Source organism: Rhizobium sp. HT1-10 (assembly GCF_049472505.1).
Taxonomy (GTDB): domain Bacteria; phylum Pseudomonadota; class Alphaproteobacteria; order Rhizobiales; family Rhizobiaceae; genus Rhizobium.
In genome coordinates, this window is sequence record NZ_JBCEBQ010000003.1 from 119,106 (window position 1) to 142,601 (window position 23,496).

The 23,496-nt window shown below is 61.8% G+C and carries 22 protein-coding genes; 12 read left to right on the forward strand and 10 right to left on the reverse strand.

The features are described 5' to 3' along the window. Positions 1 to 2: 2 nt before the first annotated feature. The 3 genes from VH564_RS09210 to VH564_RS09220 all read right to left on the reverse strand — a co-directional run bounded on the left by VH564_RS09210 (position 3) and on the right by VH564_RS09220 (position 3,299). Positions 3 to 1,412, reverse strand: coding sequence for a circularly permuted type 2 ATP-grasp protein (locus VH564_RS09210; protein WP_423339528.1), 1,410 nt, complete (start codon positions 1,410 to 1,412; stop codon positions 3 to 5). Beyond that, on the reverse strand, positions 1,394 to 1,636 hold the full coding sequence (locus tag VH564_RS09215; RefSeq protein WP_423339529.1) for a hypothetical protein: 243 nt from the start codon (positions 1,634 to 1,636) through the stop codon (positions 1,394 to 1,396). Before VH564_RS09215 ends, VH564_RS09210 begins: the two co-directional genes overlap by 19 nt. Positions 1,637 to 1,712: 76 nt before the next feature. Further along, positions 1,713 to 3,299 (reverse strand): DEAD/DEAH box helicase, encoded by a 1,587-nt coding sequence (locus VH564_RS09220; RefSeq protein WP_423339530.1) that lies wholly within the window; start codon positions 3,297 to 3,299, stop codon positions 1,713 to 1,715. A 404-nt stretch (positions 3,300 to 3,703) separates the two neighbouring features. On the opposite strand from VH564_RS09220, the gene VH564_RS09225 reads away from it, so the two are divergent. Beyond that, complete coding sequence (locus tag VH564_RS09225; RefSeq protein ID WP_423339531.1) at positions 3,704 to 7,516, forward strand: PAS-domain containing protein; 3,813 nt, start codon at positions 3,704 to 3,706, stop codon at positions 7,514 to 7,516. On the opposite strand, the gene mnmD is transcribed toward VH564_RS09225, so the two are convergent. Continuing rightward, complete coding sequence (gene mnmD, locus VH564_RS09230; protein WP_423339532.1) at positions 7,511 to 8,236, reverse strand: tRNA (5-methylaminomethyl-2-thiouridine)(34)-methyltransferase MnmD; 726 nt, start codon at positions 8,234 to 8,236, stop codon at positions 7,511 to 7,513. The two genes, VH564_RS09225 and mnmD, sit on opposite strands and share 6 nt — an antisense overlap. On the opposite strand from mnmD, the gene VH564_RS09235 reads away from it, so the two are divergent. The 10 genes from VH564_RS09235 (at position 8,235) to VH564_RS09280 (ending at position 15,066) form a co-directional block, all read left to right on the forward strand. Further along, entirely contained in the window at positions 8,235 to 9,419 is a 1,185-nt protein-coding gene (locus VH564_RS09235) for an NAD(P)/FAD-dependent oxidoreductase (RefSeq protein WP_423339533.1), read from the forward strand. The genes mnmD and VH564_RS09235 overlap by 2 nt on opposite strands. A gap of 99 nt (positions 9,420 to 9,518) precedes the next feature. Then, a complete protein-coding gene (locus VH564_RS09240) occupies positions 9,519 to 10,226 on the forward strand; it encodes a DUF1045 domain-containing protein (RefSeq protein WP_423339534.1) in 708 nt (235 codons plus the stop codon). An 85-nt stretch (positions 10,227 to 10,311) separates the two neighbouring features. Then, entirely contained in the window at positions 10,312 to 11,235 is a 924-nt protein-coding gene (puuE, locus tag VH564_RS09245; protein ID WP_423339535.1) for an allantoinase PuuE, read from the forward strand. Beyond that, a complete protein-coding gene (uraD, locus tag VH564_RS09250; protein ID WP_423339536.1) occupies positions 11,236 to 11,733 on the forward strand; it encodes a 2-oxo-4-hydroxy-4-carboxy-5-ureidoimidazoline decarboxylase in 498 nt (165 codons plus the stop codon). Further along, complete coding sequence (gene alc / locus VH564_RS09255; protein WP_423339537.1) at positions 11,734 to 12,756, forward strand: allantoicase; 1,023 nt, start codon at positions 11,734 to 11,736, stop codon at positions 12,754 to 12,756. Positions 12,757 to 12,811: 55 nt separating this feature from the next. After that, a complete protein-coding gene (locus VH564_RS09260; RefSeq protein WP_423339538.1) occupies positions 12,812 to 13,105 on the forward strand; it encodes a nucleotidyltransferase family protein in 294 nt (97 codons plus the stop codon). Then, entirely contained in the window at positions 13,102 to 13,464 is a 363-nt protein-coding gene (locus VH564_RS09265; RefSeq protein WP_423339539.1) for a DUF86 domain-containing protein, read from the forward strand. Before VH564_RS09260 ends, VH564_RS09265 begins: the two co-directional genes overlap by 4 nt. After that, the gene (locus VH564_RS09270; protein ID WP_423339540.1) at positions 13,464 to 13,970 is read left to right on the forward strand and encodes an ureidoglycolate lyase; all 507 of its coding nucleotides are present in this window, start codon (positions 13,464 to 13,466) and stop codon (positions 13,968 to 13,970) included. The genes VH564_RS09265 and VH564_RS09270 overlap by 1 nt, the downstream gene beginning before the upstream one ends. Then, positions 13,967 to 14,323, forward strand: coding sequence for a hydroxyisourate hydrolase (uraH, locus tag VH564_RS09275; RefSeq protein ID WP_423339541.1), 357 nt, complete (start codon positions 13,967 to 13,969; stop codon positions 14,321 to 14,323). Before VH564_RS09270 ends, uraH begins: the two co-directional genes overlap by 4 nt. 2 nt (positions 14,324 to 14,325) lie before the next feature. Continuing rightward, the gene (locus tag VH564_RS09280) at positions 14,326 to 15,066 is read left to right on the forward strand and encodes a metallophosphoesterase family protein (RefSeq protein ID WP_423339542.1); all 741 of its coding nucleotides are present in this window, start codon (positions 14,326 to 14,328) and stop codon (positions 15,064 to 15,066) included. Between the two features lie 9 nt (positions 15,067 to 15,075). On the opposite strand, the gene VH564_RS09285 is transcribed toward VH564_RS09280, so the two are convergent. The 5 genes from VH564_RS09285 to VH564_RS09305 form a co-directional block, all read right to left on the reverse strand. Next, on the reverse strand, positions 15,076 to 16,218 hold the full coding sequence (locus VH564_RS09285) for an alpha-hydroxy acid oxidase (RefSeq protein ID WP_423339543.1): 1,143 nt from the start codon (positions 16,216 to 16,218) through the stop codon (positions 15,076 to 15,078). Positions 16,219 to 16,451: 233 nt separating this feature from the next. Further along, positions 16,452 to 18,392, reverse strand: a complete 1,941-nt coding sequence (locus VH564_RS09290; protein ID WP_423339544.1) for a methyl-accepting chemotaxis protein — start codon at positions 18,390 to 18,392, stop codon at positions 16,452 to 16,454. A 246-nt stretch (positions 18,393 to 18,638) separates the two neighbouring features. Beyond that, entirely contained in the window at positions 18,639 to 19,946 is a 1,308-nt protein-coding gene (gene guaD / locus VH564_RS09295; RefSeq protein WP_423339545.1) for a guanine deaminase, read from the reverse strand. Beyond that, positions 19,943 to 21,184, reverse strand: a complete 1,242-nt coding sequence (locus VH564_RS09300) for a urate hydroxylase PuuD (RefSeq protein WP_423339546.1) — start codon at positions 21,182 to 21,184, stop codon at positions 19,943 to 19,945. Before VH564_RS09300 ends, guaD begins: the two co-directional genes overlap by 4 nt. A gap of 177 nt (positions 21,185 to 21,361) precedes the next feature. Next, a complete protein-coding gene (locus VH564_RS09305) occupies positions 21,362 to 22,258 on the reverse strand; it encodes a LysR substrate-binding domain-containing protein (RefSeq protein ID WP_423339547.1) in 897 nt (298 codons plus the stop codon). A 102-nt stretch (positions 22,259 to 22,360) separates the two neighbouring features. On the opposite strand from VH564_RS09305, the gene VH564_RS09310 reads away from it, so the two are divergent. After that, positions 22,361 to 22,558, forward strand: coding sequence for a hypothetical protein (locus VH564_RS09310; protein ID WP_423339548.1), 198 nt, complete (start codon positions 22,361 to 22,363; stop codon positions 22,556 to 22,558). Here VH564_RS09310 and xdhC read toward each other — a convergent pair. Continuing rightward, on the reverse strand, positions 22,534 to 23,346 hold the full coding sequence (xdhC, locus tag VH564_RS09315) for a xanthine dehydrogenase accessory protein XdhC (RefSeq protein ID WP_423339549.1): 813 nt from the start codon (positions 23,344 to 23,346) through the stop codon (positions 22,534 to 22,536). The two genes, VH564_RS09310 and xdhC, sit on opposite strands and share 25 nt — an antisense overlap. Positions 23,347 to 23,496 lie beyond the last annotated feature (150 nt).

The window sequence follows — 23,496 nt, forward strand, 5'->3', positions numbered from 1 at the left end:
TATCAGTCCTCCAGTACCCAGGTATCCTTGGTGCCGCCGCCCTGGCTGGAGTTGACCACCAGCGAGCCTTCCTTCAGCGCCACGCGGGTAAGACCGCCGGGAATGATCTGCACTTTATCCGACACAAGCACATAGGGCCTGAGGTCGACGTGACGCGGGGCGATCCCCTTGTTGACCATGATCGGCACGGTCGACAGCGACAGGGTCGGCTGGGCGATATAGTTGTTCGGCCGGGCCTTCAGCTTCTCGGCAAATTCGGCGCATTCCTTCTTGGAGGCGGTCGGGCCGACCAGCATGCCGTACCCGCCGGAGCCGTGGACTTCCTTCACAACCAGTTCGGAGAGGTGCTCCAGCACGTATTTGAGGCTGTCGGCTTCCGAGCAGCGCCAGGTCGGCACGTTCTCGAGCAGGGGCTTGCGGCCGGTGTAGAACTCGACGATCTCGGGCATGTAGGAATAGATCGCCTTGTCGTCGGAGATGCCGGTGCCGGGCGCGTTGGCGATGGTGATGTGGCCGGCGCGGTAGACGTCCATGATGCCGGGGATGCCGAGTGCCGAATCCGGCCGGAAGGTGAGGGGGTCGAGGTAGTCGTCGTCGACGCGGCGGTAGAGCACGTCGATTGCCTCGTAGCCGCGCGTGGTGCGCATCTTGACCTTGCCGTCGATGACGCGAAGGTCGGAGCCCTCGACCAGTTCGACGCCCATCATGTCGGCGAGGAACGAGTGCTCGTAATAGGCGGAATTGTAGATGCCGGGGGTGAGGACCGCGACGCGCGGCTTGCCCGAACAGCCGGGAGGGGCGAGCGAGGCGAGACTCTGGCGCAGGAGGTTCGGATAGTCCTCGACCGGGCGCACCTTGTTCTGGTGGAACAGCTCCGGAAACATCTGCATCATGGTTTCGCGGTTTTCCAGCATGTAGCTGACACCAGACGGCGTGCGGGCATTGTCCTCCAGCACGTAGAACTGGTCTTCGCCTGTCCGCACGATGTCGGTGCCGACGATGTGGGTGTAAACGCCGCCCGGCGGCCGGAAGCCGATCATCTCGGGGATGAAAGCGATGTTCTTCTCGATCAGCTCGCGCGGCACACGGCCGGCGCGGATGATCTCCTGCTTGTGGTAGATGTCGTCGAGGAAGGCATTCAGCGCGATCACCCGCTGCTCGATGCCCTGCGCCAGCTTGCGCCACTCGCGCCCGGAGATGATGCGCGGGATGATGTCGAAGGGGATGAGCTTTTCCGAGGAGTCCTCGTGTCCGTAGACCGCGAAGGTAATGCCGGTCTTGCGAAAGATGTTTTCTGCGTCGCGGGACTTGGCAATCAGATGGGCGCGATCTTGGTTGTTGAACCATTCCGAATAGGTTTGATAAGGCGCGCGCGGGCTTTCACCGGCCGTTATCATTTCGTCAAATGCCAAAGCTGCGGTCCCCGTTTTTTCTCATTTGAATACAATGGCGGAAGCAATGCAAGAAGCATGCGCAGTTCAAGATAGAAATTTGAAACCAGACGGAAAGCGCCAGAGGCGCTGAAAAACCCGGCATTGCGTAAATAGCTAATATCTACCGGATCTTCGTCATCGTGGGCGGGTGCTGCTAATTTGCGCAGCTGATGAATTTTGCCGCATTGCCTATGGCGGCGCATCGGTTCTCAGTCTCAAATGAACAAAAAAAAGCGGCAGGATTGCTCCCGCCGCTTGTCGTCAATCGATGGTTTTGGCTTATGCCTGTTCGCGCCGGGGGCCTGGGCGGCCACCGGCCGGCTTGCGGGCGTCCGTACGGCCACGGTTGTCGCCAGCCTTGTGGGCTGGGCGGCCATGCGGAGGACGGCTGCGCGGTGCGCCGTTGTCGCCAGCCGGGCTGTGGCGCTGCGGCGCCTTGGCTGGGCGGAAGTCCGAGGTCGAAGCGAGATCGTTGTCGATTTCGCGGGGCGCACGTTCTGCGGTGCGCTGGCCACGGAAGTCGGCGTTGCGGTTGTTCTCGCGGGCGGCTGCCGGGCGATCGCCACGGGTTTCGCTGCGGAAATCACCGTCCGGGCGCGGACGACGGGCCGGACGGCCTTCGCCGCGACCGGCACCCGATCCTGCACCACCGCGACCCTGGCTCTGACCGCCACGGTTGCCACCGGCGCCGGAGCGATTGCCACCACCGCCACGGGGAGGACGAGCCCGGTCGGCAGGCGCTTCGCCGCTGGCGACCTGGATGTCGATCGCCATCAGGCGCTCGATGTCGCGCAGAAGACGGATTTCGTCGGGTGCGCAGAAGGCGATGGCGATGCCGTCGCGACCGGCACGGGCCGTACGGCCGATGCGGTGAACGTAGGCGTCAGGCACTTCCGGCAGGTCGTAGTTATAGACGTGGCTGACGCCGGGGATGTCGATGCCGCGGGCAGCGACGTCGGTGGCGACGAGAACGCGTGTTTCACCGTCCTTGAAGGACTTCAGAGCGCGCTCGCGCTGGCCCTGGCTCTTGTTGCCGTGGATCGAGGCGGCCGCAAAGCCGACATGCTCAAGATGCTTCATCAGCTTCTCGGCGCCGTGCTTGGTGCGCAGGAAGACCATCGCGCGGCCGTCCGGGTTGGCGTTCATCGATTCCTTGAGGAGCTCGGTCTTGTGGTTCTGGCCGGAGACGAAGTGAACAAACTGTTCGACCTTGTCGGCAGCCTTGCCGGGAGGCGAGACTTCGACACGGGCCGGATTGCTCAGGAAGTCGGCGGCGAGATCGGCGATGGCCTTCGGCATGGTGGCCGAGAACAGCAGCGTCTGGCGCTTGGCAGGCACCATCTTCGAGATCTTGCGCAGGTCATGCACAAAGCCGAGGTCGAGCATCTGGTCTGCTTCGTCGAGGACGAGGTAGGAGACGTGGCCGAGCGTCAGGGCGCGACGGGCGATCAGGTCGAGCAGGCGGCCGGGGGTTGCTACGAGGATGTCGACGCCGCGTTCCATCTGCATCTGCTGCTTGTTGATCGAGGCGCCGCCGACGACGAGGCCGATCTTCAGCTGCGTCTTGCGGGTGTATTCCTTCAGGCTGGCGGCGATCTGGTTCACCAGTTCGCGGGTCGGCGCGAGGATCAGCGTGCGCGTGCTGCGATGTTCAGGACGCTTGCCGTCCTTCATCAGCATTTCGATGATAGGCAGGCCGAAAGCGGCCGTCTTGCCAGTGCCGGTCTGGGCGAGGCCGACGAGGTCGCGGCCCTGAAGAACCAAGGGAATGGCTTCCGCCTGGATCGGGGTCGGGGTCGAATATCCCTGCTGGGTCAGAGACGTCACAATCTGTTCGGACAAGCCAAGATCGCTAAAAGTGGTCAATTCAATTGCCTTTCGAGGCGCCAAAAACGAGTTCGCCGGAACGCGTCTTGCGGTCCGGTCGGTCTTTGGCGTCAAGAACCCCGCGTGAAGTGGGAACTTGTAAGTTGGAAAATAGCTTTCCAGCGCATGAGACTGCCGCCTTTGGGCAGTCGTTTTTTCGAGCGCTTTTGTCCTTCTCTTGCGGGTCGTCTTTTTTCGCAGGGCACGCTCACGCGGCGGCCGGGAAGGTGAAAGCTGAGGGGCATATGGTCCTATTCGCGACCGAAGTCAACGGCATGGCACGAGAAAGCGCCTCTAGCCGCGGCGGATTTCGTCTTCCGATGGCAGGCGAGGCTGAGGCAAGCCCTGGTCGCTATGGTTAACGTCTTCTTAGCGCCCCTATTGATATTACTACCGATATGCCAATGCGTCGTATGGGAGAGGCTTTGTCGGAGAGCCGCAACGAGTTGCTGGAAACGGCCTGTCATCGGATCACCCAGACCGACCGGCCGGCCTATGTCAAAAACAGCGATCTCAGATACGTCGCGGTGAACGACGCCTATGCGCGGTTTTTCGGCCGCGAGATCTCGGACTTCATCGGATTTCGCAGCCACGAGCTTTCCACCAGCCAGGACGCTGCGGAGCGTGAAGACAAGGAGCGGCGGGCTATCGTCTTCGGCACGGAGGAGACGTCGCGCTGCTTCGATGCCGATCATCTGTCGGCCTTCGAGGTGCAGATCGAAAGCTTCATGCCTTCGGCGGACAGAGCCTATGTGTTTGGTATCTTTGCCGAGCCGCCGGTGGCCATGCCTGCGTCACGCCCAGAAATTTCGCAGGCTCACAATGCCGATCTCGCGCTGATTCGGGCCGAGCTCGAGCTGGCGCCCTATCCTGTCGGCATCTTCGCCGAGGACGGCCGCCCGCTCGTCGAGAACGCGTTGTTTCGCCAGCAGCGTGCCGGCAAGGAGCCGTTGCCGCGCTTGGAAGTGTCGGGACTGCAGTCGCCGATCGCCGAGGACATCCTCAATCTCATCGATATAGGCGTTGGGGTCTATGATGCCGATCTGACGCTTGTCTACTGCAATCAACGCTGGCTTCAGCTCTACCGGCCGCTGGTGGGAGAGGCGCCGGTCGGTATGACGGCACGCGATATCTACAATCGAATGTTTGCTTCCCTGTCGACGCAAGGCTCGGAGCCTGCCGATCAACAGAGCTGGGTAGCATCGCGCCTGAAGACGCTTTCGGACGGGTTTAACGATTCGATCCAGCAACTGCCCGGTGGCGATTGGTTGCGGTGTGTCAACAAACGACTGCCTGACGGGTTGGTGATATCGTTGCGCATCGACGTGACGTCGATGAAGAACCAGGAAGTGCTGTTGCGCCAGCACCTCGACGAGACGAGGCTGTACCTCACCATCTTGCAGGACCTGCCGGTCCCGGCCTTCGTACGCGGACAAGATCATCGACTGATCTATGGCAATGATGCCTACTTCACCATGATGGGCATGAGCAGAGAGGACGCGCTCGGCAAGACGGAAGAGGAAATGTACGGCCCTGCCCAGGGCGCGCTTCTGTTTGCCCAGAACGACAACTCGCTGCAGACCGACGGGCTTTCCGAATATGAGCACGAGATCCTCAATCCGGGCGGGCGTCAGCATGCGCTTGTAACCCGTATCAAGGGCGTGTCCGATTCCGATGGTCAGCGATACCTCGTCGGCTCCCTGGTCGACGTCTCGACAATCAAGCAGCGAGCGACGCAACTGATCGAGGCTAGGACGCAGGCCGAGAAGTTGCGTCTAGATCTGGAAACCATGATCGGCTCCATGCCTGCCGGTATCCTGATCATCGACCGCAATCTCGACGTCGAATATACCAACGATGCCTTTTACGAGATCTGGCAGCTGTCCGAGGTCGATCGTCGCGAAGCCCTGACTTTGCATGAACTGATGCACCGCAACTACATGCGCGGACACTACGGCGCCGAAGCCGGCGATTTCGACGCCCTCTATCGCGCGCGGGTGGAGGCACTGCGCAATCCCGAAGTCGATCTTCAGTTTGAAATCCTATTCGGCGATGACCGATGTGTCCTGGTCGATGGACGACGGATGTCCGATGGGCGCGTTCTCCTGTCTTATTCCGACATATCGTCGCTCCGCCGGCAGGCCCGGCAGTTGTCGGAAGGACGCCAGGCACTCGAACGCCTGGGCGAACTCATGAAGGATGCCACCCATGCGATGTCGCAGGGGCTGATGATCGTCAAGGACGGCATTATCCTTCTGTCGAACGAGGCGCTGGCGGGGATGCTGCGCATGGAGCCGGCGGCGCTTGCTGCCGGCAACAGCTGGCTTCGGGTTCTCCAGACATGTGCAGCACGCGGCGATCTCGGCCCCGACCCAACTGCCGTTCTTGCCGAGTGGGCCGACAAAATTCGCCAGCGGCAGCCGATCTCCGCGGCCTTCCGCATCGGCGAGGACGTCTGGCTACAGCTGGACGCCTCCATGAGTGCCGCCGACCGCTGGCTTGTGGTCGTCACCGACATCACCGAGATGAAGACGCGCGAGAAGGAGCTTCGGCGCCTTCTGGACCGAAGCGAGGCCGCAGACCGGGCGAAGTCGGAATTCCTTGCGAATATGAGCCATGAGATCCGCACGCCGATGAATGGCGTGCTCGGCATGGCGGAGCTATTGGCGCGGACCGGTCTCGATGCGCGTCAGAAGGCTTTTGTCGACATCATCGTCAAATCCGGAAACGCGCTGCTCACGATCATCAACGACATCCTCGACTTCTCCAAGATCGACGCCGGCCAGATGCAGTTGCGCAGGGCTCCGTTCGATCCGCTCGAGGCTGCCGAGGATGTCGCGACACTGCTGTCGTCGCAGGCGAGGGAAAAGAACCTGGAGCTGCTGGTGCGTGGTTCGCCGCGCCTGTCGCCGATGGTGCTTGGCGACGCCGGCCGATTCCGCCAGATTCTCACCAATATCGTCGGCAACGCCGTCAAGTTCACCGAGCACGGCCACGTGCTCGTCGAGATCGATGCCGGGCGAAGCGTCGATGGCGGTGAAATGGTCTCCGTTGTTGTTTCCGATACTGGTATCGGCATCTCCAAGAAGCGTTTGGAAACGATCTTCGACAAGTTTTCCCAGGTCGATTCGTCCTCGACGCGGCGGCACGAGGGCACCGGCCTCGGGTTGGCGATAACCGCAGGCCTGGTCGATCTGTTTGGTGGCTATCTCGAGGTCGAAAGCGTCCTCGGCAGCGGGTCCGCGTTCAAGGTCCATCTGCCATTGCCGGCGACAGCCGCGCGACGTGAGCAGGCAGCCATTCCTGTCAACGTCAAGGGCGCGCAGATCCTCGTCATCGACGACAATCCTACCAACCGCCAGATCCTGACGGAACAGCTGCGGATGTGGGGATTCGACAGTGTTGCCGTCGCCGACGGTCCGGCGGGCCTCGCCATACTCGAAGCGGCAGCCGACATGGCTGTCTCCATCGACGCCGTCATTCTCGATTATCACATGCCGGACATGAACGGCGCGGAGGTGGCGGGCGCCATGCGGCGGGACAGCCGGTTCGATCGAGTTCCGTTGATTTTCCTCACATCGATCGACATCGCCAGCAAGGATGCCGCGTGGACCCGGAGCGGCGATGCGCATCTGATGAAGCCCGCGCGGGCCAATGTGCTGCGCAACACGGTGATCGAGGTAGTGCGCGCTGCCCGCCAGCGTCTGGCAACTGGTGAGGACGTTCACCAGGTGCAGACGTCACCCGGCGTCAAACGATTCGAGCACGCCTCAGCTATCGCGATGCCCGATGAAGCCGAAGCGATGGATCGCCCTGTCGATATTCTGGTGGCCGAAGACAATGAGGTGAACCAGATCGTCTTCACGCAGATCCTGCAGACCATGGGCGTGCGCTTCATGATCGTCGGGAACGGCGAGGAAGCCGTTAAGGCCTACAGGCGGTATTTGCCGGCTATGATTATGATGGATGTCTCCATGCCTGTGATGAATGGTCTGCAGGCGACCCGGGAGATCCGTCAGATCGAGGCCGGAGGGCAGATCGATCGCCCGGTCGCAATCATCGGCGTTACCGCCCATGCGCTCGCAAGCGATCACGATCTTTGCATCGAATCCGGAATGGACGACTACATGTCCAAGCCCGTCAGCCCGGAGTTGCTGGAGAGCAAGATCCGCCTGTGGCTCGACAGGGACGATCTGCAGAGCCGGTCAGGATCATAAGGCAGGTTTGACACCGCAGAGCATTTCCCGCTTGCCGGCAAATCCCTGGCGACGCTCGACGATGAAGCCGGCCGCCTGCAGATTGCGGCGCACGAAGCCGGCTGCGGCATAGGTGGCGAATGTGCCGCCCGGCACGGTCTTCTGATAAACCGACTGCATCAGTTCCGGCGACCACATCTCGCTGTTGCGGGATGGTGCAAACCCGTCGAGGAACCATGCATCGAAGATCGGATCGGCAGCGGCTACGCCATCGAAGGCAGGCCCGCAGACGACGCTCAGCTGCGTCTGTTGGTCCAGCTGCAGCGATACGATACCCTGCGGCACCGCAGGCCACAGAGCAACGAGGGCCTTGCGCTCCTCATCGATCTCCGGCCAGTGCGACAGAGCCCGGTCGATCTCGTCGGCATGCATCGGATAGAGTTCGAACGACATGAAATGCAGCGTCGCACCCTCAGTGCGCTCGCTCTTCCATTGCCGCCACGTCTCGCAGAAATTCAAGGCGGTCCCGAAGCCGAGCTCGCCGATCGTGAATTTCGCTTGTCGGCTCCAGCGGGCGGGCAGGCCGTTGCCGTCGAGAAAGACGTGGCTGCACTCCAGGCGGCCATCGGTCTGGCAATAAAAATGATCGCCAAAAGCGGTCGAATAGGGCATATCGCCGTCGCGCCATTCGAGCGGCTGGCTCATCGTCCCTGGCGCGTTATCGGAAACTGGATCTGTCATGCCAACAGCCGTTAATCCGGCAAAGCCTGCCGGTCAATCGTCTGCAGCACTCCTGATCGTCGGCGGCGGCATCATGGGCTTGTGGGCCGCGGTCCATGCCGAACGGCGGGGTATCGATACGCTGCTCATCGATGCCGGTCGCTTGGGCCATGGTGCAAGCGGCGGCGTGCTGGGCGCACTGATGCCCTACATGCCCGACCGCTGGGACAACAAGAAGCAGTTCCAGCTGGAATCGCTTGTCGCACTTGAGGACGATATCGCGGAACTCGCGCTGGAGACGGGGCTTTCCGCCGGATATCGCCGTTCAGGACGCCTCATCCCGTTGCCAAAGCCGCATCTGCGGCGGATTGCCGGAGGACATTCACGGGATGCCGAAGCCCATTGGCGGGAAAAGGGCCGGCAGTTTCACTGGAATGTGATCGACGAGCCTGGTGCCGGTTGGATCGACCCATCGTCCGGCGAAAGCGGCTTCGTTCACGATACGCTTGCCGCAAGGGTCGCGCCGCGTGGGCTGATCGCTGTGCTGTCGGCCTTCCTGCAAAGGGCACGGCACGTTCGAATCGTCGAAGGCGTGGCGCTGCTCGGCCTTGAGCCGACACTCGGCGTGGCACGGACAGACGCTGGTGACATCCGCTTCGGCCACTGCATCATGTCGGCCGGGCATTCGAGTTTTCCGTTGCTGGGTAAGCTCACGGCGGATCTGCAAAAGCCATTGGGGCAGGCAGTCAAGGGGCAGGCGGCACGCCTCAAGGCGGATGTAGACCCGGATTTGCCGGTTATTTTTCGCGATGGGCTTTATATCGTTCCGCACGAGGGCGGCCATGTCGCCGTTGGCAGCACCAGCGAAAATCATTTCGACGCGCCGTTGTCGACGGATGGGCTGCTCGATGCGCTGCTGGATGCGGTCCGAATCATGGTGCCGGCGTTGGCCAGAGCCGATGTCGTAGAGCGCTGGGCGGGGCTGCGGCCAAAGGCTATCGACCGGGATCCGATGGTCGGTTGCCACCCCGATCATCCGTCGGTGATTGCGCTGACGGGTGGCTTCAAGATCACGTTCGGGCTCGCTCATCGCCTGGCCGCCATTGCCGTTGGAGAAATATCTGGCCAGGCTTTGTTTGCCTCGAGGATGCCTGAAAGCTTTACTCTGACGAGCCACATTCGCGTGGCTTCGCGTAAAGCGTGAGGTTTCCGCTACCGCGTTCGTCATTCTGTCACGCAAATCGCTTATCTGCATCGTCGTGCATGAACCGGTTCGTGCGCGCCGCATACCGGAGGAGGGATCATGCGCTATATCATTGGATTCACACCCCCTCCGCGCGATCCGCTGACAATGGTGGCTGCCAGCTGGCTTGGCCGCAATGTCTACACCGGCGAGCGCGTCGACGAATCAGAGACTGGTGGTTTGGGCTTGCGGGAGGTTGCCTTCCACACTGCGCTGCCGCGTCGCTACGGTTTCCACGCTGCGCTGAAGGGACCTTTCCGGCTCGCCGAGCCGACAGCCGAAGCGGCCTTGTTGCGTGATTTGATGCGCTATTCGGGTACTCTCGAGCCTTTCCAGATCCCGCGTCTGGAGGTCGCTCGGCTCGGGAATACCTTCGGTCTGGTGCCATCCTACCCTCTTGCGGCCGTCAACTATCTCGCCTCTGTGCTCACCCAAGAGTTTGACCACTTTCGCGCGCAACTGACCGAGGCTGAAATCGACCGTTGCGATCCTGACCTGCTGTCGGCAACGCAGTTTGCCAACCTGCATCGCTGGGGCTGCGCCAATGTCATGGACGAATTCCGATTCCAGATGCAGCTGACGGGACCGGTGCATTCGACCGACCTGCCGCGCATGGAGCGGGTGCTGCGCGATCTGTTCGAGCCGGTGCTCTGCGAACCTATCACGGTCTCCAATATTGCCCTGATGATGGAGGAGAGCAGCGACGGACCGTTCCGGGTTCATTCGCTGCATCCCATGGGCAAGGTCAGTGCCCGGAAATCCGCCTGAGGGCGGCATTCTTCAACGCGCACTTTCCGTCTCGACAACGCTGCTTGCGATGCTTACCGTCTGACCGACTTTAACAGGTGGTTCGATGGTATCCGATATCTATCCGCGCGATCTCACCGGCTACGGCCGGAACACGCCCGATCCCAAATGGCCTGGCGATGCGCGCATCGCCGTGCAGTTCGTCATCAATTATGAAGAAGGCGGGGAAAGCTCCATTCTCGACGGCGATCCGGCCTCCGAGAACCTTCTGTCGGAGATCGTCGGTGCCGCCGCCTGGCCTAACCAGCGCAATCTCAATATGGAATCGATCTACGAGTATGGTTCGCGCGCCGGCTTCTGGCGGCTGTGGCGGCTGTTCACGGATTTGAAGGTCCAGGCGACGGTCTATGGCGTGACCCTAGCCATGGCCCGCAATTTGGAAGCCGTGGCGGCGATGAAGGAAGCCGGTTGGGAGGTCGCCAGCCACGGTTACCGCTGGCTCGAATACAAGGATTTTCCTGAGGAGCTCGAGCGCAAGCATATCCTCGAGGCGGTGCGCCTGCACACCGAACTCACCGGCGAGCGTCCTTACGGCATGTACCAGGGCAAGCCGTCGGACAACACGCTGAGGCTTGTCATGGAGGAGGGCGGCTTTCTCTATTCCTCCGACTCCTATGCCGACGATCTTCCCTACTGGGTGAAGGGTGCCGACAGTAAACCCTTCCTCATCATCCCTTACACGCTCGACACCAACGACATGCGCTTCGCCACCCCGCAGGGCTTCAACTCCGGTGACCAGTTCTTCACCTATCTGAAGGACGCCTTCGATACGCTCTATGCGGAAGGCAAGGCCGGCAGCGCCAAGATGATGTCGGTCGGGCTGCATTGTCGGCTGGTCGGTCGGCCGGCTCGCGCGGCGGCGCTGAAACGGTTCATGGAATATGTTCTCTCGCATGAGAAGGTGTGGATCCCGCAGCGGCTCGAGATCGCTCGCCACTGGCATCAGCATCACCAGCCGGGCGTACTTTAGATGATCATGCGCTATGATTTCGTAACGCGCTTCGGCGGTGTCTTCGAGCATTCACCCTATATCGCCGAACGTGCTGTCGATGCGGGCCTCATCAAGGAGCCGCTGACGGCGAGCGGCATCCACACAGCCATGGTATCGGTCTTTCGTGCCGCCACGGCCGCCGAGCGACTGGCCGTGCTGCGGGCGCATCCTGACCTTGCCGGCAAGCTTGCCATCGCCGGCAAATTGACGGTGGAGAGCAGGCAGGAGCAGGCCGGGGCAGGGCTCGACCGTCTCAGCCCGCAGGAGCATGCCCGATTCACGGAATTGAACGGCGCCTATGTGTCGAAGTTCGGCTTTCCCTTCATCATCGCCGTCAAAGGCCTCAGCAAGGATGACATCCTTGAGGCGTTTGAATTGCGGATCAACAACGACCGCGAGACAGAGTTTGCGACGGCCACCGCGCAGGTGGAAAAGATCGCTCTGCTGCGCCTGAAAACCATGCTTCCGGAGACTTGAATGACCTATACCGACCTGATCGAAATGCCGTCCTTCACCGAGGGCGCCATCAATCTCGCCTCTGCGCGGCTCGGCGCCAAGGGCATCGATGTCTCCGACGATTTCTTCGCCCCTCTCAGCCGCATGCTGCAGGACGAGCCGCCGCATTGGGATGCGACGGCCTACGACGACAACGGCAAGTGGATGGATGGCTGGGAAAGCCGCCGCAAGCGCGTTCCGGGCCATGACTGGTCGATCATTCGCCTAGCGATGCCGGGCCGCATCTTCGGTTTCGACGTCGACACCGCCTATTTCACCGGCAACTATCCTCCCCATTGCTCCATCGAAGCCGCCTTCGTGGACGCCGGCGATCCGACGGCCGAGACGGTGTGGACGGAAGTGCTGGCAAAGTCGCCGCTCGGCGCGAGCGCTCACCATTTCTTCGAGTTGCAGGACAAGGAGAAGGTCTGGAGCCATCTGCGCCTGCACATCTACCCGGATGGCGGCATTGCCCGCTTGCGGGTCTATGGGGCCGCCTTTTTCGACTGGTCGAAGGTCGGCGCGGACGAGGAGATCGATCTGGCCTATGTTTTCCATGGCGCCAAGGCGCTGGCCTGGTCGGACGCCCACTACGGTCATCCCGACAAAGTTCTGGGCCCGGGTCGCGGTCAGAACATGGGCGATGGCTGGGAGACCAAGCGCCGTCGCGGCCCCGGCCACGACTGGGCGATTATCCGCCTAGGTCATGCCGGCAGAATCCAGCGGGCCATCGTCGATACGGCTTTCTACAAGGGCAATTTTCCGGACAGCTGCGAGATCCTCGGCGCCTATCTGCCCGATCTCGGCGACGTGCTGACCAGGGCCGATATCGATGCTTCCGAACAGTGGAAGCCGCTGCTGCCCCGCACCAAGCTGCAGATGGATCACATCCATCCGTTCGGCAGCGAGGCACTTTCCGACATCGGCCCGATCACCCATGTCCGCCTCGCGATGCATCCGGATGGTGGCATCATGCGGATGCGTCTGTTCGGGACAAAGGCTTGAGTTGTCGGCTCCGACGCTCTAACTTTGTAGGGTCGCTTCACCAGGGGTATTGACGATGAAGCCATCGGACGTGCTGGAGAGAAACAGGCAGGCGATCCGCGACGTGGCGGGGCGCTTCAATGCTGCGAATCCGAGGGTCTTCGGCTCGGTCGCGCGCGGAGAAGATCGCTCCGACAGTGATCTCGATATCCTCGTGGACGCGCTGCCGGGCAGCACCCTGCTTTCGCTCGGAGGGCTGCAGGCTGCGCTGGAGCAGATGATGCATGGAACTCCCGTACATCTTCTCACGCCCGGCGACTTCCCTGAAACAGTGCGCGCAAGGGTGCTCGCGGAAGCCAAGCCGATATGAGTGGGGACCGTGCAGCCTTTATGCTCGACCGCATGCGGGAGGCAGCATTCGATGCCCACCGCTTCGTGGCGGGCGCCGAAAAGACGGCTTTTATGCAGGATGTCATTCTTCAGCGCGCTGTGGGCATGAGCCTGCTGATGACGTCGGAACTCACGGTTCAGTTGATTACGAAGTATCCGGAATTTCTCGAGGAGCATCCTGAGTTTCCCTGGGATTCCATGCGCGGCATGCGCAACAGGATCGCGCACGGATATTTCGACATTGATCTGGAGAAGGTGTGGGCGACGGCTCAAATCGAGGCTATGGATATCGTCGATAAAATTGATGCAATTCGCCATTGGCGGGCTCAAGGCGAATAATGGCAATCACCAATTCCCTTACCATCCACCCCCTCAGCCAGTCCGCCTTCTCAGCCTATGGCGATGTGATCGAAGCCGATCCCGCTCGGATGCGGTTGATCAATGGCGGCACAACGGAGCGCTTCCATGCACTGGCGGCCCCGGAAGCGGCTGGCGATGGCGCACGGGTGATCATCAACCTGTTCCGCGGCCAGCCTCGCTCGTTTCCCTACAAGGTCGACATGATGGAGCGGCATCCCCATGGTAGCCAGAGCTTTTCGCCGCTGTCCGGACGACCCTATCTGGTCGTCGTCTCCGAGGATGAGGATGGCCGGCCGCGGCAGCCGCAGGTGTTTCTTGCGCGCGGCGACCAGGGGGTCAACTATCGCCGGAATGTCTGGCATCATCCGCTGATGGCGCTGGGCGAGGTTAGCGACTTCCTTGTCGTCGACCGTGACGGCCCCGGCAACAATCTGCAGGAATTCTTCTTCGACATTCCCTACACCATCGGAGCGCCGACGCCATGACAGGACTGACAACCCATGTGCTCGACACCGCCCTCGGCAAGCCGGCCGAGGGTCTGACCATTGCCCTTTTCCGGATCGACGGGGAGGCGCGGATGTTGTTGAAGACACTGGTCACCAACGCCGACGGGCGCGTCGATGGCGGACCGATATTGGCCGGTGACAGTTTCGTTGTCGGGACCTACGAGTTGCTGTTTCAGGCCGGCGATTATCTGCGCCGGACGGGCGCGTCCCTGCCGGAGCCGGCTTTCCTGGATCAGGTGCCCATCCGGTTCGGCATTGCCGATACGAGCGCGCATTATCACGTGCCGCTGCTGATCTCGCCCTACGGCTATTCCACCTATCGCGGCAGTTGATCATGCGGTTCGCGGCGATCGCCGATATCCACGGCAACTTTCAGGCTCTGCAGGCGGTGCTTGCCGATATCAGCGCACTGGGCATCGATGACATCGTCAATCTCGGCGACTGCTTCAGCGGACCGCTCGAAGCGGATCGGGTGGGCGACGTGCTGCTCGAGCGGGATATGGTGACCGTCCGCGGCAACCACGACCGTTACCTAATCGACCGCGATGTCTCTGACATGGAGGTCTCGGACAGTTTCGCCTTTCGCCAGATGTCGGCGCGTCATCTCGAATGGTTGCGTCGCCTGCCTTCAAGCCTCGTTTATCGTAACGAGGCCTATCTCTGCCATGCGACACCTGGAGACGATAATCACTATTGGCTGGAGCAGGTATCTCCCGATGGCACCGTGTCGCTGAAGCCACTGGAAGCGATCGAGGGCCTTGCGAAGGGGATCGAGCACGGCTTGATCCTCTGTGCCCATAGCCATATTCCAAGGATGGTCCGGCTGGGCGACGGGCGGCTGATCGTCAATCCCGGCAGCGTCGGCTGCCCCGCCTATGATGACGACGCGCCTTATCCTCATAAGGTCGAAGCCGGCCATCCGATGGCATCCTATGCAATCCTGGATAAAAGCGGCGCGGACTGGACGGCGACATTCCGCACGGTCGCTTATGACCACATGGCCGCTTCCGATCTCGCGGCGCGCAACGGCCGCGAGGATTGGGCAAGTGGTCTGGCGACGGGCTGGCTCCGGTAGCGTGTGACCTCAGGCGACGTCTGAAATAATCGACAAATCGACGTTGTTGATATCACGCTTGCCGCACAGCGCCATGGTGACATCCATTTCCTTGCGCAGGATAGCGAGCGCCAGCGAGACGCCTTCCTTGCCCATGGCGCCGAGGCCGTAGAGGAAGGGGCGGCCGATATAGGTGCCCTTGGCACCCAGTGCGATCGCCTTCAACACATCCTGGCCCGAGCGGATGCCGCTGTCGAGGTGGACTTCGATCTTGTCGCCGACGGCGTCGACGATGCGCGGCAGCATCGAGATGGTCGAGGGCGCGCCATCGAGCTGCCGCCCGCCGTGGTTGGAGACGACGATGGCGTCGGCTCCCGTTGCCGCCGCCGAGCGGGCGTCCTCCACATCGAGAATGCCCTTGATAATCAGCTTGCCGCCCCATTGCTTCTTGATCCAGGCGACATCGTCCCAGGACAGCTTCGGGTCGAATTGCTCCGCCGTCCAGGAGGAAAGCGAGGAAAGGTCGGAGACATTCTTCGCATGCCCAACAATATTGCCGAAGGAACGACGCTTGGTGCGCGCCATGCCCAGGCACCACATCGGTCGTGTTGCCATCTGGTAGATGTGCTTGGGCGTGAATTTCGGTGGCGCTGAAAGGCCGTTGCGCAGGTCCTTGTGGCGCTGGCCGAGGATCTGCAGATCTGCCGTCAGGACCAGGGCGCCGCAATTGGCAGCCTTGGCGCGGTGGATGAGGTTCATCACGAAGTCCTTGTCCCGCATCACGTAGAGCTGAAACCAGAAGGGCTTTGTCGTTACCGAGGCGACGTCCTCGATCGAGCAGATGCTCATGGTCGAGAGCGTGAAGGGCACACCGAATTCTTCCGCTGCGATTGCCGCCAGCATCTCGCCGTCCGCATGCTGCATGCCGGTGAGGCCGGTGGGCGCCAGCGCCACCGGCATCGATACGGGCTGGCCGACCATTGTCGTCTCAAGCGTGCGGTCGGTCATGTCGACCAGAACGCGCTGACGCAGCTTGATTTTCTGGAAGTCGCTCTCGTTGGCGTCGTAGGTCGACTGCGTCCAGGCGCCGGAATCGGCGTAGTCGAAAAACATTTTTGGAACGCGGCGCTTCGCCAAAGCCTTGAGGTCGGCGATCGTAAGCGGTGTGGACATTGGGGGTGCCTTCAGGGGTGAAAACGGTCTTTGCCTATGACATGGAATGGCAGGCATTGTCACCGAGTTTCGGCGGCTCCGGAGATCCCGTCAAGGTCAGTTGACGTCCCGATCGGCCACGCCGAGGACGGGTGGCAAGATAGGATCATTGGTCGTTTGTCCGCTGCACGTTCATAGTTTGCGGCGCGGGCAGCGGGCAATGTGGTGCCCGCTGCCCGCTGCTTTTCCCTGGATCAGAACTCTTCCCAGGATGCACTCTGGGCAGCTGCCGTCGCACCGCCGCCAAAGGCTTTGGCGACCTTGCGGCCGAGGGCGTGGGCTGGCGAAGGAGCTGGGCGTGAAGCAGCTGACGCCGTCCGAACCGCAGGTGCTGCGACAGCCTCGCTGCGGCCGATGTTGAAGCGGGACAGCAGCGTGTTCAGCGACGCTGCCTCGCGCGCAAGGCTGTGGCTTGCGGCCGTCGATTGCTCGACCATGGCGGCATTCTGCTGCGTCCCCTGATCCATCGTGTTGACGGCTGTGTTGATCTCCTGGAGCCCGACCGCCTGTTCGCGCGAGGATTCGACAATTGCGTGGATGTGCCGGTTGATGTCCTGGACTTCTGTGACAATGACCTCGAGCGCCTTGCCAGTCTGGCCGACGAGCTGCACGCCGGAGCGGACATGCTCGCCGGAGGCTGTAATCAGCGCCTTGATCTCCTTTGCGGCCTTGGCGGAGCGCTGGGCCAATTCGCGAACCTCCTGCGCGACCACCGCAAAGCCCTTGCCGGCCTCACCTGCACGTGCGGCCTCGACGCCGGCGTTAAGAGCGAGCAGGTTCGTTTGGAAGGCAATCTCGTCGATGACGCTGATGATGTTGGTGATCTCGCCCGACGATTTTTCGATCTCGTTCATCGCAGTCACAGCTTGCCGGACGACGGAGCCGGATTTTTCGGCGCCTTCGCGTGCCCTTGCGACGAGGCCGCCAACTTCTTCGGCCCGCCGGCTGGAATCCTTCACCGTGGTGGTGATTTCCTCGAGCGCAGCCGCAGTTTCCTCGACGGAGGCTGCCTGCTGTTCCGTCCGCTTCGACAGGTCGTCCGCCGCTGACCGGATCTCGTTGGCGCCGGCATCGATGCCGCGTGCATTCTCGCCGACCGCGCGCAGGGCTTCCTGCAGGTTGGCAACCGAGCCGTTGAAGTTGGTGCGGAGCCCGTCGAGGTGGCTGACAAACGGTGTCTCGATACGATGAGCAACATCGCCGTTCGACAGGCGGTCGAGTGCCGCGGCCAGATGGTCGACGGCGAATTTGGTGTTTGCCGCTTCTTCGGCCTTTTGGTTCTCGCGCGCCATGCGTTCGCGATCGGTCAAGCTGCGATTGCTTTCCGCTTCATTTTCGAGACGAAGTCGTTCGATTGCATTGTCACGGAAAACCGAAACTGCCGCGGCCATCTGGCCGACTTCGTCGCGACGGTCCTGGCCTTCGACGATGGCTTCCGTCTGGCCCTGGGCCAGCGATGTCATGCGGTCGCGCAGCCGCACGATCGGCGTGGTAATGCCCCTCGATGCCACGAACAGAGAGGCGAGAATGCCAAGAGCGAAGGCGATTCCGACGACAATGAGCGACGAGACGATGGTAGAATTCGTTTGATCCGACAGGTCGTCGCTCTTGGCCCCGACGGCCTTGGTGATCTCGTCGAGAAGCGCTGCGGTATCGAGTGTCAGGGGCAGGATCAACGCATCGGCCTTGACCAACAGTGCCTTCGCATTGTCATCCTGGTCGGAAGCGCTCAACCGGACGGACTCGTCGGTAAGGGCTATGATCTCCTTTACCCGGCCGATCAGCGCGTCCATTTCGTTCGCCCGATCCGGAATGCTTGCCTTTACATGGTCCATCCGTCCAAACAGTTGTGTCTTGCTGGTCTCGTAGAAGCTCTGTGCCTTTTTGAAACTCGGGTCCTTTGCGGAATAAACCATTGCCTCATAAGCGCCGTAGGCGGTCGCAACGAGGTTTCGGTTTGCCCGCGCCATCTCAACGGCGGCGACGTTGTCATTGGCGATAAAATCGGAGTAGGCGGTGTCGGCCGCCTTGTAGCGGCTTGCAACGAACGCCATCGACCCCGCACCGACCAAGCAAAGCGGGATGATAAGCGACAGTATCTTTGTGCGAATGCTGGCGTTCTTCAGAAATGACATCTGACCTCTGGTGAATGCGGTGGCAACGAATTCGACGCATTCACAGGCGATGGCAGGCAATGCCTACCAAGCTGTACAACCTCGGAATGCGGGGGATCCGGCGAGATGATAAGATAAATGACAAACGGAAAGCGCCGTCATGGCTGCCAGAAATACTTTGTCGACCTGAGTGTTAGGGACGCATGGTTTAAATAGGATTAAGCCCCACACTTTTGCCGATCACCTTGTGGTCACCACGAAGGGCGGTCAGAGCGACTTTTTCATGGCGACGCCTGCGACATAGGTCTCCGCAATCGCACGATCATCACCCATCGTCTGCAGCAGGAAAAGCTCCTCGACGAGGCTGTGTACGACCTCCAACTTCAATGCCATGGCAGGGGTCGCTGCGGCGTCGAGGACGACAAGATCGGCGTCGCTGCCTGGCGCCAGCGTTCCGATGCGGTCGGCCAGCGACAGGGCTTCGGCGTTGCCGAGCGTCATGTGATAGTAGCTTTCCAGCGGGTTCAGGCGCTCGCCGAGCAGCTGCTGGATCTTATAGGCCTCGTCCATGGTGCGCAGCATCGAGTAGCTCGAGCCGCCGCCGATGTCGGTGGCGACGCCGATGCGCACCGGTTTATCGCGCCGCGCCAGTGCATTCAGCGGGAACAGGCCGGAGCCGAGGAAGAGGTTCGAGGTCGGGCAATGGACGGCGATCGCGCCGGCCTCGCTCATCGCGTTTGCCTCGCGTTCGGACAGATGGATGCAATGGCCGAACAGCGTCTTGTCACCGAGGAGGCCATAGCGGGCGTAGATGTCGGTATAGTCGATGGCCTCCGGGTAGAGTTCGCCGGTGAACCTGATCTCGTCGTGGTTTTCCGACAGATGGGTCTGGATGTGCAGGTCGGGGAATTCGCGGGCGAGCGTGCCGGCTGCTTGCATTTGCTCAGGGGTCGAGGTGATGGCGAAGCGAGGGGTGATGGCGACGTGGTTGCGGCCCTTGCCATGCCATTCCGCGATCACGGCGCGGGTCTCGTCATAGCCGAGCTGTGCGGTATCGAGCAGGCCCTGCGGTGCGTTGCGGTCCATCATCACCTTGCCGCCGACCATGCGCATGTTGCGCCTGAGGGCTTCGGCGAAGAAGGCATCGGCGGAGGTCTTGTGGACCGAGCAGTAGGCAACCGCCGTCGTCGTGCCGTGGCGGATCAGTTCGTCGTAGAAATGCGTCGCGATCCGCGCGGCATGGGCGCTTTCGACGAAACGGCACTCCTCGGGAAAGGTGTAGGTGTTCAGCCATTCCAGCAGGTTGGCGGCATAGGAGGCGATGACCTGCATCTGCGGAAAATGCAGATGGGTGTCGATGAAGCCCGGCATGATCAGGTGCGGCCGGTGGTCGAATTCCACAACGTCCGCTGCGGCCTGCGCCTTGATCTCGGCATAGGGGCCGCTGGCGACGATCAGACCATCGGCCAGCAGCAGGCCGCCGTCGCTTTCATAGACATAGCTGCCGGTGTCTGTGAGGTCGTGCGGTGCGCGGGTGAAGGAGAGCAGTCGGCCGCGCAGAAGTGTGGAAGTCATTGGGTCTTGCCTTGATTGACGGAGCTTTCGAACCAGGCGACCAGCACCTTGCGCTCCTCGGGTGTCACGTCGGTGACGTTTCCGGGCGGCATGGCATGGCTGCGGCCGGCCTGGATATAGATCTCGCGGGCATGCATGGCAATCTCGGCATCGGTCTCGAACAGCACGCCCTTCGGTGCCCGGACGATGCCGTCATAGGCCGGTTCGGCCGCATGGCACATCAAACAGCGCGTGGAGACGATGGCTTTTGCTGCCGGGAAATGCGCGTCGCTGGCGAATTGCTGGAAGGCCGGGGCAACGACAGCCGCATCCTTCTCACCGGAGAGGATCTTCGGCACGGTCGACAGCCACATGATGACGATGAACAGGATAACGGTGACGAGCCATGTCCAGGTCGGACGCCCCTTGCGGGCATGGGTGGTGTTGAACCAGTGGCGGATGGTGACGCCCATCAGGAACACCAGGGCGGCGATGATCCAGTTGTAGGCCGTACCGAAGGCCAGCGGATAGTGGTTCGACAGCATGAAGAAGATGACCGGCAGGGTCAGGTAGTTGTTGTGCAGCGAACGCTGCTTGGCGATGACGCCATATTTCGCATCGGGGGTCCGCCCGGCAATCAGATCGGCGACGACGACGCGCTGGTTCGGCATGATGATGAAGAAGACGTTGGCCGACATGATCGTCGCGGTGAAGGCGCCGAGATGCAGGAAGGCGGCGCGGCCGGTGAAGAGGTGGGTGTAGCCCCAGGCCATGAAAACAAGCACGACGTAGAGCAGGCCCATCAGCACCCAGGTGTTGCGGCCCAGCGGCGATTTGCAGAGCTGGTCGTAAACGATCCAGCCGACGGCGAGGGAGGCCAGCGAGATCAGGATGGCGACGGGGGCGCTCACATCGAGCACATGGCGGTCGATCAGGAACAGGTCGGCGCCGCCGTAATAGACGATCGCCAGCATCAGGAAGCCGGAGAGCCAGGTGAAATAGCTCTCATATTTGAACCAGGTCAGGTGCTCCGGCATGCTGGCCGGTGCCACCAGGTATTTCTGCACGTGATAGAAGCCGCCGCCATGCACCTGCCACTCCTCGCCATAGGCGCCGGCCGGCAGGTTGGCATGCTTCACCAGGCCGAGATCCAGCGCGATGAAATAGAAGGACGAGCCGATCCAGGCGATGGCGGTGATGACGTGAAACCAGCGGGCCGCAAAGGCCAGCCATTCCCACGCGATGGCGTATTCATACATGTGCGTCCCCTGTCGTCGTCCCCGTCACATTGAAAAATTTTCAGCCCGGAGGGAAGGGGACAGCGGCAAATCCGGCGCTGTTTGTTGCGCCTGCGAACACGCGGTGGAGAGATGTGACGGTTCGGTTACAGTTGGCCGTGCCGACGGGGAAAGCTCGGGCCAGAACTGCGCCGTCGGTCACGGGGTTTGGCCCTTGATCGCAGCTGTGATCCAGTTGCGGAAAGCCCTGATCTTCGGGATGTTGCGCCGGCTCTCGGGATAGGCCAGCCAGTAGTTTCGGCCTTCGTCGCAGACGAGCGGAAAGGGTTGTAGCAGCCGTCCGGAGGCAAGGTCGTCCCGGTAGAATTCCGGGGTCAGGATGGCCACGCCCTGGCCGGCAATCGCCGCACTCGCCTCGAAGGCCTGCGCACCCAGCCGGGAGCGAGGGCGGCTGGCAAGATCCGGGTTCTCTACGCCCGCCGCCTTGAACCATTCGGCCCACCAGGGATCGCCGGCATCGATGATCCGCAGTTTCAGCAGGTCTTCCGGCGCGTGGATGCCGCCCATCTCCTCTGCCAGGCGGGGACTGAGCATCGGGGTGAAATCGACGATCATCAGTCGGTCGGCAACAAGTCCAGGCCATTGCCCGTTTCCGCTCCGGATTGCGACGTCGACCGCTTCGCGGGTGAAGGCGATCACATCGTCCGATGTCCTCAGCCGAACTGCGATATTCGGATGGAGCACCTGGAACGAACCGAGATTGCGCGCCAGCCATTGCTGCGCGAAGGTGGCCGTCGAGTGAATGATCAGCGTCTCCTCGGTCGCCTCCCGGACGGACGCCATCGCCTCCTGAAGGATCGCAAAGGCTTCCACGACTTTGGGGATTAGCCGCTCCCCGGTCTCGGTCAGGCTGATCTGTCGGGGCCGTCGCAGGAACAGTTGCTCGCCGATATTCTCCTCCAGCAGCTTGATCTGATAGCTGACGGCCGTCTGCGTCATGCCGATTTCCTCGCCGGCCCGGGTGAAGCTGCCCAGCCGGGCCACCGCTTCAAACACGCGCAGGGCGTTGAGCGGAAACTGCCTCGATAGTCCCATGGATCAAATCTCTTTATGCATGCAGACGGTTGTTCGATTGGAATCGCAGCATTTCCGGTCGCACACTGCAATCCTCAGGATCAATAAATCAGAGGAAAGCCGATGACCCGCAGTATCGCCGAAACGTCGTCACCGGCGGAGCAGGGCAGCCGTCTCTTCGCCCGTCTACTCGCGATTATCACGCGAAAGTCGCTTCCTATGGGAAAGCTCGATCTCGAAGCCATGCCCGACCGGGTCAAGCGCGACCTCGGGTTTCTCGACGGTCGCGATCCGCGTCATGTCGATGAGCGGACGCGATAGGCGGCAAGTGTTGTCAGGATCTCGGCGGCGGTCATGGCGGCGATCACCTCGGGGCGTTTGTCCTTGACGGTGGTGCCGCCGATGGGCAGCGTCAGGCGCTCCATCAAGGACGGCGCGCCACCCTCGCGCGCCAGCCAATGGGCAAAGGTGGCGCGCTTGGTGGCCGAGCCGATCATGCCGACATAGGCAAGGTCGCTTCGTGCCAGCGCCTCCCAGGCGATCAGGAAATCGAGAGCGTGGTCGTGGGTGAGGATCAGCACGACGCTGCCGGACGGAAGGTCCGCGATCAGCGCTTCCGGCATGGCAACCAGCCGCCTCTCGATGCCATCGGGCAGTACGTCGAGTTCCGCCTGCCGGGTTTCCACGACGAGCGTCGTCACCGGCAGCGGTTTCAGGGCTACCGCCAGTGCGCGTCCGACATGGCCGGCACCGAACAACGTCACCTGCGGAAACGCCTGCGCCTCGCCCTCCAGCCGCCGGCGGAGATCGGCGATGATCTCCGCGCTCGCCACGCGGCAGCTGAGCTGCGTCCGTCCGCCGCAGCACTGCCCGATCTCGGGGCCAAGCGGAATATCCATGACCGCGAGGCCGCCACCCTCCAGCATCGCCCGGGCATTGGCGATCGCCATGAACTCGAACTGCCCACCCCCGATCGTGCCCCAGATATCGTCTGCAGAAACGAGCATAAAGGTCCCGGCCTCACGCGGCGTCGACCCTTGCGTGCCGATGATCTCAACGAGGACGGACGCCGGGTTTTGCGGGAGGAAGACGGCGAGGGACGATGTCATGGGGCGTCCCTCAGAGTGGTGACTTGCCGAGCGCAGTCAATACTCACCACCCTTATTCCTGTGCTTGTCACAGGACTCCATTGCGCCCAAATCCTTGGGCGCGGGAGGCTTGCTGGCCCCCCGGGAGTCTTCTCACGGCGCAAACGCGCC

Excerpts from the sequence above, each read along its gene's own strand:
- VH564_RS09215 (WP_423339529.1), bottom strand. The coding sequence starts at position 1,636 with ATGCGCCGCCATAGGCAATGCGGCAAAATTCATCAGCTGCGCAAATTA.
- VH564_RS09225 (WP_423339531.1), top strand. The coding sequence starts at position 3,704 with ATGCGTCGTATGGGAGAGGCTTTGTCGGAGAGCCGCAACGAGTTGCTG.
- VH564_RS09235 (WP_423339533.1), top strand. The coding sequence starts at position 8,235 with ATGCCAACAGCCGTTAATCCGGCAAAGCCTGCCGGTCAATCGTCTGCA.
- mnmD (WP_423339532.1), bottom strand. The coding sequence starts at position 8,236 with ATGACAGATCCAGTTTCCGATAACGCGCCAGGGACGATGAGCCAGCCG.
- VH564_RS09240 (WP_423339534.1), top strand. The coding sequence starts at position 9,519 with ATGCGCTATATCATTGGATTCACACCCCCTCCGCGCGATCCGCTGACA.
- puuE (WP_423339535.1), top strand. The coding sequence starts at position 10,312 with ATGGTATCCGATATCTATCCGCGCGATCTCACCGGCTACGGCCGGAAC.
- uraD (WP_423339536.1), top strand. The coding sequence starts at position 11,236 with ATGATCATGCGCTATGATTTCGTAACGCGCTTCGGCGGTGTCTTCGAG.
- alc (WP_423339537.1), top strand. The coding sequence starts at position 11,734 with ATGACCTATACCGACCTGATCGAAATGCCGTCCTTCACCGAGGGCGCC.
- VH564_RS09260 (WP_423339538.1), top strand. The coding sequence starts at position 12,812 with ATGAAGCCATCGGACGTGCTGGAGAGAAACAGGCAGGCGATCCGCGAC.
- VH564_RS09265 (WP_423339539.1), top strand. The coding sequence starts at position 13,102 with ATGAGTGGGGACCGTGCAGCCTTTATGCTCGACCGCATGCGGGAGGCA.
- VH564_RS09270 (WP_423339540.1), top strand. The coding sequence starts at position 13,464 with ATGGCAATCACCAATTCCCTTACCATCCACCCCCTCAGCCAGTCCGCC.
- uraH (WP_423339541.1), top strand. The coding sequence starts at position 13,967 with ATGACAGGACTGACAACCCATGTGCTCGACACCGCCCTCGGCAAGCCG.
- VH564_RS09280 (WP_423339542.1), top strand. The coding sequence starts at position 14,326 with ATGCGGTTCGCGGCGATCGCCGATATCCACGGCAACTTTCAGGCTCTG.
- VH564_RS09285 (WP_423339543.1), bottom strand. The coding sequence starts at position 16,218 with ATGTCCACACCGCTTACGATCGCCGACCTCAAGGCTTTGGCGAAGCGC.
- VH564_RS09290 (WP_423339544.1), bottom strand. The coding sequence starts at position 18,392 with ATGTCATTTCTGAAGAACGCCAGCATTCGCACAAAGATACTGTCGCTT.
- guaD (WP_423339545.1), bottom strand. The coding sequence starts at position 19,946 with ATGACTTCCACACTTCTGCGCGGCCGACTGCTCTCCTTCACCCGCGCA.
- VH564_RS09300 (WP_423339546.1), bottom strand. The coding sequence starts at position 21,184 with ATGTATGAATACGCCATCGCGTGGGAATGGCTGGCCTTTGCGGCCCGC.
- VH564_RS09305 (WP_423339547.1), bottom strand. The coding sequence starts at position 22,258 with ATGGGACTATCGAGGCAGTTTCCGCTCAACGCCCTGCGCGTGTTTGAA.
- VH564_RS09310 (WP_423339548.1), top strand. The coding sequence starts at position 22,361 with ATGACCCGCAGTATCGCCGAAACGTCGTCACCGGCGGAGCAGGGCAGC.
- xdhC (WP_423339549.1), bottom strand. The coding sequence starts at position 23,346 with ATGACATCGTCCCTCGCCGTCTTCCTCCCGCAAAACCCGGCGTCCGTC.